Source organism: Anaerococcus sp. NML200537, from assembly GCF_026131715.1.
GTDB classification, from domain to species: domain Bacteria; phylum Bacillota; class Clostridia; order Tissierellales; family Peptoniphilaceae; genus Anaerococcus; species Anaerococcus kampingae.
In genome coordinates this window covers 21,650-30,214 of the sequence record NZ_JAMXSL010000029.1, presented here as the reverse complement: position 1 = coordinate 30,214, position 8,565 = coordinate 21,650, and the positions used below count along the sequence as shown (strand labels likewise).

Annotated in this window: 8 protein-coding genes; all 8 read right to left on the bottom strand. The window is 36.3% G+C overall.

All coding sequences use genetic code 11. From position 1 onward, the window contains the following. Positions 1-518: CDP-diacylglycerol--glycerol-3-phosphate 3-phosphatidyltransferase (gene pgsA / locus NH288_RS08395; RefSeq protein WP_265214590.1), on the bottom strand; the 518-nt coding region annotated here is incomplete at its 3' end. Next, positions 518-2,785, bottom strand: a complete 2,268-nt coding sequence (locus tag NH288_RS08390) for a DNA translocase FtsK (protein ID WP_265214589.1) — start codon at positions 2,783-2,785, stop codon at positions 518-520. The genes pgsA and NH288_RS08390, both read right to left, overlap by 1 nt. A 75-nt stretch (positions 2,786-2,860) precedes the next feature. Further along, positions 2,861-5,008 (bottom strand): polyribonucleotide nucleotidyltransferase, encoded by a 2,148-nt coding sequence (locus NH288_RS08385; RefSeq protein ID WP_106459958.1) that lies wholly within the window; start codon positions 5,006-5,008, stop codon positions 2,861-2,863. A gap of 41 nt (positions 5,009-5,049) precedes the next feature. Continuing rightward, positions 5,050-5,313 (bottom strand): 30S ribosomal protein S15, encoded by a 264-nt coding sequence (gene rpsO, locus NH288_RS08380; RefSeq protein ID WP_199792137.1) that lies wholly within the window; start codon positions 5,311-5,313, stop codon positions 5,050-5,052. A gap of 106 nt (positions 5,314-5,419) precedes the next feature. Beyond that, positions 5,420-6,364, bottom strand: a complete 945-nt coding sequence (locus tag NH288_RS08375) for a bifunctional riboflavin kinase/FAD synthetase (RefSeq protein WP_265214585.1) — start codon at positions 6,362-6,364, stop codon at positions 5,420-5,422. Beyond that, on the bottom strand, positions 6,354-7,238 hold the full coding sequence (truB, locus tag NH288_RS08370; protein WP_265214583.1) for a tRNA pseudouridine(55) synthase TruB: 885 nt from the start codon (positions 7,236-7,238) through the stop codon (positions 6,354-6,356). The genes NH288_RS08375 and truB overlap by 11 nt, the downstream gene beginning before the upstream one ends. Beyond that, complete coding sequence (locus NH288_RS08365) at positions 7,235-8,200, bottom strand: DHH family phosphoesterase (RefSeq protein ID WP_106459954.1); 966 nt, start codon at positions 8,198-8,200, stop codon at positions 7,235-7,237. The genes truB and NH288_RS08365 overlap by 4 nt, the downstream gene beginning before the upstream one ends. Next, a complete protein-coding gene (gene rbfA, locus NH288_RS08360) occupies positions 8,181-8,564 on the bottom strand; it encodes a 30S ribosome-binding factor RbfA (protein ID WP_106459953.1) in 384 nt (127 codons plus the stop codon). The genes NH288_RS08365 and rbfA overlap by 20 nt, the downstream gene beginning before the upstream one ends. Position 8,565 lies beyond the last annotated feature (1 nt).

Here is an 8,565-nt window from a genome sequence, read left to right as displayed (position 1 = left end):
AGGTCTAGGACCTTTTTATTTTTAATTATATAGTCAAGGCCAGATATAATTGTAAGGATTACTGCTAGGTAAAATACGTATATTCCAATCATATGGGTAAATTCACTTTCTAGAAGCAAGAGGACTAAGGATACCATCTGGCTTATGGTCTTGGCCTTGCCCCATACACTTGCCGCTATGGTTATACCCATATCAGCTGCAAGAGTCCTAAAACCTGTAATTATTAGCTCTCTCGCTACAATTATTATTACTGCCCAAGCGGGAATTATTTTACTTTCTACAAGTACTATAAAGGCTGCAAGAGTTAATACCTTATCTACAAGTGGATCTACAAATTTACCGAAGTTTGTAATTAGATTTCTACTTCTTGCTAAGTGTCCATCAATGGCATCTGTTAGGGATGCTATTATGAATATTATGGCTGCTATATTATAGGATGTGCCATAGTAATAGTAAGCTAGGACAAATACTGGTATTAAAAATAACCTCGCCATAGTTACTTTATTTGCTATATTCATTAATCTTCCTCCAAATATGTTCTATCAACTAAGACCTTACGAGGTTTGCTTCCTTCATAACCTCCTACAAGTCCCTTTTGCTCCAATTGATCAATTATCCTACCAGCCCTTGCATAGCCGATTTTAAGCTTTCTTTGAAGCATGGATACACTTGCTGTATTATCCTCGATAATGAGCCTTATGGCTTCATCTAGAAGTTCATCTTCATCTTCTAGCTCCTCGGTGTTGGTCTTCTCTTCTACCTTTTCAATAGCTTCTTCATTATAATCAGCCTTTGAATTGTTTTTTATGAAGTCAACTACATCTAAAACTTCATCATCGGATACGAAAGCGCCTTGGATTCTTACAGGCTTCATGGCATCAGATGATAGATATAGCATATCTCCCTTGCCTAGAAGTTTTTCTGCTCCTTGGGCATCTAGGATTGTCCTTGAGTCTATTTGGCTTGTTACAGCAAAAGATATCCTTGATGGAATGTTGGCCTTAATTGTACCAGTTATTACATCTACTGTTGGCCTTTGGGTCGCTATAATAAGATGTATACCACAAGCCCTCGATTTTTGGGCAAGCCTGGTGATGTAGTCTTCTACCTCACTTGCAGCTGTCATCATTAGATCTGAAAGCTCATCTACTATAACAACTATATAAGGTAGGTTTTCCATAGATTCGTCAGTCTCGCTTGCCTTTTTATAGCCTTTTATATCCCTTACATGGTGCTCTTCAAAGAGCTTATACCTTTTTTCCATCTCAGAAATCGCCCAAAATAGGGAGCTTGCAGCCTTTTTAGGATCAGTTATAACTGGCATTATAAGGTGTGGAATCCCATTGTAGACTGATAATTCTACTACTTTTGGGTCTATTAAGAGAAGTTTGACTTCATCTGGCGAATGCTTGTATAGAATAGACATGATTATGGTGTTGATACAAACAGACTTACCTGATCCTGTCGCTCCAGATACCAAAAGGTGGGGCATTTTTTCAATTCCTGATACTATTACTTCACCTGAAATTGACTTACCCATAGCAAAAGGTATGGCAGACTTGCTTTTTATAAAGCTTGCCGATGAAATTATCTCCTTAAAGCCAACCATTTCCTTTGTATCATTTGCCACCTCTATTCCTACGTGGGATTTGCCAGGTATTGGGGCTTCTATCCTTATGCCTGATGTTGCAAGGGATAGGGACAGGTCATCTGCAAGATTTACAATTTTTGAAACCTTGACCCCTCTTTGTGGTTTTAGTTCATAGCAGGTTACTGTTGGTCCCACATCTATTTGGACAACCTCTCCTTCTATACCGAAGGATTCGAGGGTTTCTTCGATTATTTCAGCCTTTTCTCTGATTTCGTCATTATCAATTCCCTTATCCGTGTCGATGTCATGTAATAAATCAACTGACGGATAAGAATAGTTTGAAAACTCTCTTTTTAAATCTTCATTAAGGTCTGCAAATTCAACCTGCTTAGACTTGTAATCATTGATTATTTCTATATTTTTAGCTTGTGTCTCTTTTTTCTGAGCCACTCTTCTTTTTACAGCTTTTCGTGGTTCTTGATCAGAATTTTTTTCAAACCTTGGAATTTTTCTTGCTTCTTCCTTAGCTTGGACTTGCCTATCTTCTCTCTTATCAGCTAAAAACACCTTGAATTTATTATAAGTCTTTATAGTCAAGTGTTTGATGCCAAGTCCTAGAATTATAAAGCCATCCCTAATTTTGAGAAAAAATTCCCTATAGGAATATGGACTTACATTTATTATAAATGAACCTATAAGTGTTATATAAAGGATATATAGGCCAAGTGGACCGATGAAGTTTAGAATATAGAATCCTACTAATCCACCAAACCATCCACCTCCTAAGCTTTTTTTGAAGGCTGAGTATTCTAAAGACCAGGCTAATTCGTTTCTTACAAAGTCTTTAGAAAGAATGGCAAGTGTTAATAGAAATATTCCATAAATGAGAAGCATCCTTGATAAGTTTTGCTTAAATATTCCCTTATAAACCATGAAAAAGGATACAAATAAGCCAAGTGGAAATAATATTGAAAGTTTTCCAAAAAGCTTGGCAAATATATCGCCTATCCTATCTCCCAAAAAACCTGTGTTTGATGAGATGATAAAGATAAATAAAAATACCGCAAGTCCCATCATAACGATAGAAAAGGTCTTTAGGTTGAAATTTTTTTCTCTAATTTTTTTCTGTTTACTTTTGTTAGGGGCTCTGGAAGATGACTTCTTCCTTACCCTTCCTTGATTTTTATTTGTCATATTAACCTCATTATTATTATATAGTAATAAGGGCAAAAAATAAACTGCCCAGAGGACAGTATATTTTTTTAATTACTAGTTTTGTTCTTTTTTATCATTCTTATAAGGTGATTCATCTACTGGCCAAGCTTCAGCTTTTTCTGGCTTTTCTAAAAGGGCCTTTCTTGAAAGGTTAATTCTACCTTGTCTGTCAATTTCTGTAACCTTAACTTTTACTGTATCGCCAATAGCTAGTTCATCTTCAACCTTGCCTACTCTATGGTGGGCAATTTGTGAAATGTGTAGGAGACCTTCCTTACCGATAGCAATTTCAACAAAGGCACCAAAGTTCATAATTCTTACGACTTTTCCTTCGTATATATCTCCTGGTTTTGGATCGGTAACTATAGCTTTTATCATCTCTATAGCCTTCTTACCGCTTGCTCCATTATCACTTGCTACTGTTATATGACCATCATCTTCTGTGTCAATCTTTACACCTGTTGCATCAATAATCTTATTTATGGTCTTTCCACCAGAACCAATTACTTCACGCACCTTATCTGGGTCTATGTCTATTGTGTAAAGTCTTGGTGCATATTCTGAAAGTTCTGCTCTTGGCTTATCTATAGCTTTTTCTATGACATCAAGGATTCTAAATCTAGCATCCTTTGCATCAGCTAGGGATTGCTCAAGAACTTCTTTTGTTATACCTGATATTTTCATATCCATTTGTAGGGCTGTGATACCATCACGAGTACCAGCTACCTTAAAGTCCATATCGCCAAGGTGATCTTCTAGGCCTTGGATATCTGTAAGAATTGATATAGAATCATCTTCCTTGATTAGACCCATAGCAATACCTGCTACTGGCTTTTTGATTGGAACACCTGCATCCATTAGGGAAAGGGTTGAACCACAGATTGAAGCTTGAGAGCTTGAACCATTTGATGATAATACTTCTGATACGACTCTTATTGTGTAAGGGAAGTCTTTTTCATCTGGTAATACTGGGACAAGGGCTCTTTCAGCTAGGTGGCCGTGACCTATCTCACGTCTACCTGGTCCTCTTAATGGTCTAACATCTCCTACACAGAATGGTGGGAAATTATATTGGTGCATGTATCTTTTTTGTATATCTTCTACATTTAGGCCATCAATTATTTGACTATCTGCTGGAGAACCTAGAGTTACTACAGATAAAACTTGTGTTTGGCCTCTTTGGAATAAACCTGATCCGTGTACACGTGGAAGCACTTCAACTTCTGCAGATAGAGGCCTAATTTCAGTAAGGTCTCTGCCATCAGGTCTTATCTTATCGATTGATATCATTCTTCTTACTTCTTTTTTCATGATATCATCTATTCTTCTATGGATTTCATCTTCGCTTTCTGGATAGGCTTCAAGGAATTTCTCCTTAGCTTCTTCTTCTATCCTAAAGATGTTATCTTCTCTTTCAGTCTTATCTGTTGTTCTGATTGAGTTTTTGATTTCTTCTTCGAAGTTTTCTGAAATTAGTCTATCAAGTTCTGTCTCTTCGTGAGCTTCTACTTCTTTTTTCTCCTTACCAATGTCATCTATGATTGTTTGGATAAAGTCAGAAATATCACCTATTTCATCTAGGGCAAGTAGCATTGCTTCAAGCATCTCAGCTTCATCAAGCTCATTTGCTCCTGCTTCTACCATGTTGATTGCGCCTTTTTTACCAGCTACAGTTAACTCAAGGTCAGATTTTTTTCTATCTTCTTCTTTTGGATTTACTATTAGCTTGCCATCAACTTTTCCAACCATACAAGCCCCAACTGGTCCGTCAAATGGTATATCTGAGATACCTAGAGCAATTGATGCACCTATTGTTGTTAGTGGGTCTGGAAGGTGGTCATGGTCCATTGATAGGACTGTAGCTATAACTTGTACGTCATTGTAGTAATTTTCTGGGAAAAGTGGTCTAAGAGGTCTATCCATTTGTCTAGCGATCAAAGTTGCTCCATCGCTTGCCTTACCCTCTCTTCTTAGAAAGCCTCCAGGAATCTTTCCTACAGCGTATAGTTTTTCTTGGAAATCACAAATAAGTGGAAAAAAATCTATACCATCTCTTGGTTTTTCACTTGCTACTGCTGTTACTAGAAGGGAGGTGTCCCCACTTTTTATGTAGCATGCTCCATTGGCTTGTTCTGCAAACTTACCTATGGTTACTTCTAATTCGTATCCGTTTTTTGAAGTGTAGTTGTAATTTTTGATCATTTAATCTCCTATAAAATAAGGCGGGTTATCCCCGCCAGTAATTAACCTCTTAGTCCAAGTCTTTCAACAATTGATCTATATCTTTCGATATCATTGTCTCTTAGATAAGTAAGCATACCTCTTCTACGTCTAATCATCTTGTATAGTCCACGTCTTGAAGAGTGATCTTTTTTATTTGCTTTTAAGTGCTCAGTTAAGTCAGCTATTCTTTTTGATAGGATAGCGATTTGTACTTCTGGTGAGCCTGTGTCTTTTTCGTCTAATTGGTAGTTTTTGATTATTTCTTGTCTTTGTTCTGCGTTCATAATTTCCTCCGTATATTTGATTTGGCCTTACCGAGTATTAGTCGAGGTTTCATATACCCAGCAAAGCTAGCTATACTATTATACGCCCTATTTTTCTTTTGTAAACTTATTTTAGGTGTTTTTCTATATATTCTAAGCCTTGGGCCTTGTCTTTATCCATCTGCTCTATTAATTCTTCAGCAGAGTTAAATTTAAAATCAGGCCTGAAAAATTCTATAAATTCTACGCTTATATTTTCCCCATATATATGCTGATTAAAATCATAGATATAAGATTCTATTTTCTTATCTTGGCTGGTCTCAAAGGTTGGATTTGAGCCAATATTTGTAAGAGCATAATAATATTTATCTCTTACAAGTATTCTTGTAAGATAGACCCCATCTTTCGGTATTACATAAGGGAAGTTAAGCTCTAAATTAGCTGTTGGGAAATTTAGGGTCCTGCCTCTGTGTTTGCCATGGACTACTTCCCCTCTAATCTTGTAGTACCTTCCAAGATACTTATTAGCCTTTGAAATTTCCCCTTCTTTTACTAACTCTCTGATATGTTTTGATGAAATCTTACTATTATCATCTTCTAGTTCAAAATCAATAATTTCAGCCTTATAGGAATAGATATTTTCATATTCTCTAAGAGTGTCAATAGTTCCCTTGGCCTTGTAGCCAAAACGGTAATCACTGCCAACTATTACAACCTTTGCGTTTAATTTTTCTGCTATCACAGTTTTGATAAATTCTCTAGGGGATAATTCCATAAAGGTCTTGTCAAAATTAACCAGGCAGAAAGTTTTTATTCCTATTTCTGATAGGATTTCAATCTTATCTTCTAGGCTTGATAGGTATTTATCCTCATCTTTTACAGTCCTCTTACCATCTTCTTTAAAGAGTAAGACAGATGGGGTAAGACCGTACTTTTTAGATAAGTATATATTTTTTTCCATTAATTTTTGATGACCCAGGTGGACTCCGTCAAAATAACCTAGGGCAACCGCCTTTTTTTCAAGATCTGGCAAGTCACTATTTAAATCATATATTCTTATCTTATCTTTCATAAAATACCTTCTCCATTTTTAGGAAATTTCTACCATCTTCGCTTGCAATTTTCGCAAGGCCTATAAAATTATTGTCTATATAAATCCTAATTTCCCCATCTATTTGCTTATTTGTTAAGATTTTTTGCCCATTTATTAGATTTTCTAGATATTTTTTATCTATGTCTAGTCTTTCCAAATGGTCAAGGGCTATATCTAGGGGAATTAGTTTTTTGATTAGTTCCTCTTTTGGAATTTCTAAAATATCTGCACTCTTTATCGAATCTTTTATATCAAGTTTGCCAACCCTAGATCTCTCTAGGTTTTCTACATGGGCGAAAGTCCCAAGTCTTATTCCAATATCATCTACCAAAGTCCTTATATAAGTACCCTTTGAGCAGGTAACTTCTATACTTGCCTTCGGAAAGTCAAAGGATAAGAGCTTGATGTCATAGATTTTTACCTTACGGATTTTTCTTTCTATTTCTATGCCTTCTCTGGCCAGGTCGTAAAGCTTTTTGCCAGCTACTTTTAGAGCTGAATACATAGGTGGTATTTGTTCTATTTGACCCTTAAAAGAATCCATTACTTTTATAAATTCATCTTTATTTATTGGTTTATCAGACCTTGCTGTTACTTCTCCTGCTGCATCTAGGGTATCTGTCCTAATACCAAGGATTAGGTCTGTCTTATAGACCTTATCCTTGGTCATCATATAGTCTGATACCCTGGTTGCCTTGCCAACTACTATTGGAAGGACTCCACTTGCTTCAAGGTCCAAGGTACCTGTGTGGCCTACCTTTTTCATATCTAAAGCACGCCTTACAAGGCTTACTACCCTTGCTGATGATATGCCCTTTTCTTTGTCTATGTTAAGGATTCCCTTAAGACTCATATTTCTTTTAATATCTCCAAAGCCTTCTTAGCTGCTGATTCTAAAGAATCATCAAAGATTGAAAATCCACTTGCCTTGATGTGGCCACCGCCACCATTATCTCTTGCAACTTTTGACACATCTGCAAACTTACTTCTTAAGGATACCTTGTATTCTCCATCATCATATTCTTTTACTATCATGGATATTTCTACTTCCTTTAGGTCCCTTAATTTATTTACAATTGACTCAGCATCCCCCATTTGAACATGGTATTTTTCAACTAAATCCTTGCTTGCAATAGCAAAGGCCTTTTTGTCGAAAAACTGAGCTGTAGATATAACTTCGTTATGAAATTGCATTACCTTTACTGGTTGTGATTGGTAAAGATTTCTGTAGATATATTCATAGTCTACACCTGCTGTGATGAGCTTACCAGCAACATTAAAGGTGTATTCGTTGATGTTTGCATACATAAACCTACCTGTGTCTGTGCAAAGACCTGTAAATAGTAAGGTTCCTATGGTTTCATCCATTGGTAGGTCAAGCTTATCTATGATTTCATAAGCTAGCTCACATGTAGCTGGCGCTGTGTCATAGATTAGGTTTAAATCACAATTGATTTTACCGCCTACGTGATGGTCTATTACTATAGTTTTCTTTGAAGCTCTAGCAATAGGTGTTGCACTTCCTATCCTATCAAATTCTGAGCAGTCCATTATTATGAAAAGATCATAAGAATCTCTGCTTGCTTCCTTATAATTTTCTATTTCTGGTAGGAAGAGTAGGTAATCATCTATTGTGTCTATGGCGATTACTTCAACATCCTTGCCATATAATTCTAAGGACCTTCTTAGGGCAAGGGTTGAACCCAGATTGTCTCCATCTGGGTTGACATGGCTTGCTATAGCGATTGTTTCTGCCTCATCTACCATTTTGATAAATTCTTCTAATTTATCTTTACTAATCCTGTCTATTTTCATTTGCTTTTTTATCCTTTGCGATTGTTTCTTCAATTAGCTTATTCATATAGGCACCACGCTCGATTGAGTCATCAAATTTAAACCTAAATTCAGGCATGGACCTTAATCTCATCCTCTCACCTATTAGGATTTTGATGTATCCTTTTGCTTGGTTTAGAGCCAGCATGGCATCTTCCTTGTTTTTGCTATCTCCAAGAACAGATACATAAACATCTGCATATGATAAGTCATTTGTTACTTCGACATCTGTAATTGATACCATTGCTTCAGTTGATAGTCTAGGATCAGAAAGGTCATCTCTAAGTATTTTAGAGACTTCCCTTTTGACTTCCTGTGATATCCTTGCGGTTCTTTTACTATTCATC

What these genes read in the sequence shown, in the direction of transcription:
- rbfA (WP_106459953.1), bottom strand. Translation starts at nt 8,564, where the DNA reads ATGAATAGTAAAAGAACCGCAAGGATATCACAGGAAGTCAAAAGGGAA.
- rpsO (WP_199792137.1), bottom strand. Translation starts at nt 5,313, where the DNA reads ATGAACGCAGAACAAAGACAAGAAATAATCAAAAACTACCAATTAGAC.
- truB (WP_265214583.1), bottom strand. Translation starts at nt 7,238, where the DNA reads ATGAGTCTTAAGGGAATCCTTAACATAGACAAAGAAAAGGGCATATCA.
- NH288_RS08375 (WP_265214585.1), bottom strand. Translation starts at nt 6,364, where the DNA reads ATGAAAGATAAGATAAGAATATATGATTTAAATAGTGACTTGCCAGAT.
- NH288_RS08365 (WP_106459954.1), bottom strand. Translation starts at nt 8,200, where the DNA reads ATGAAAATAGACAGGATTAGTAAAGATAAATTAGAAGAATTTATCAAA.
- NH288_RS08385 (WP_106459958.1), bottom strand. Translation starts at nt 5,008, where the DNA reads ATGATCAAAAATTACAACTACACTTCAAAAAACGGATACGAATTAGAA.
- NH288_RS08390 (WP_265214589.1), bottom strand. Translation starts at nt 2,785, where the DNA reads ATGACAAATAAAAATCAAGGAAGGGTAAGGAAGAAGTCATCTTCCAGA.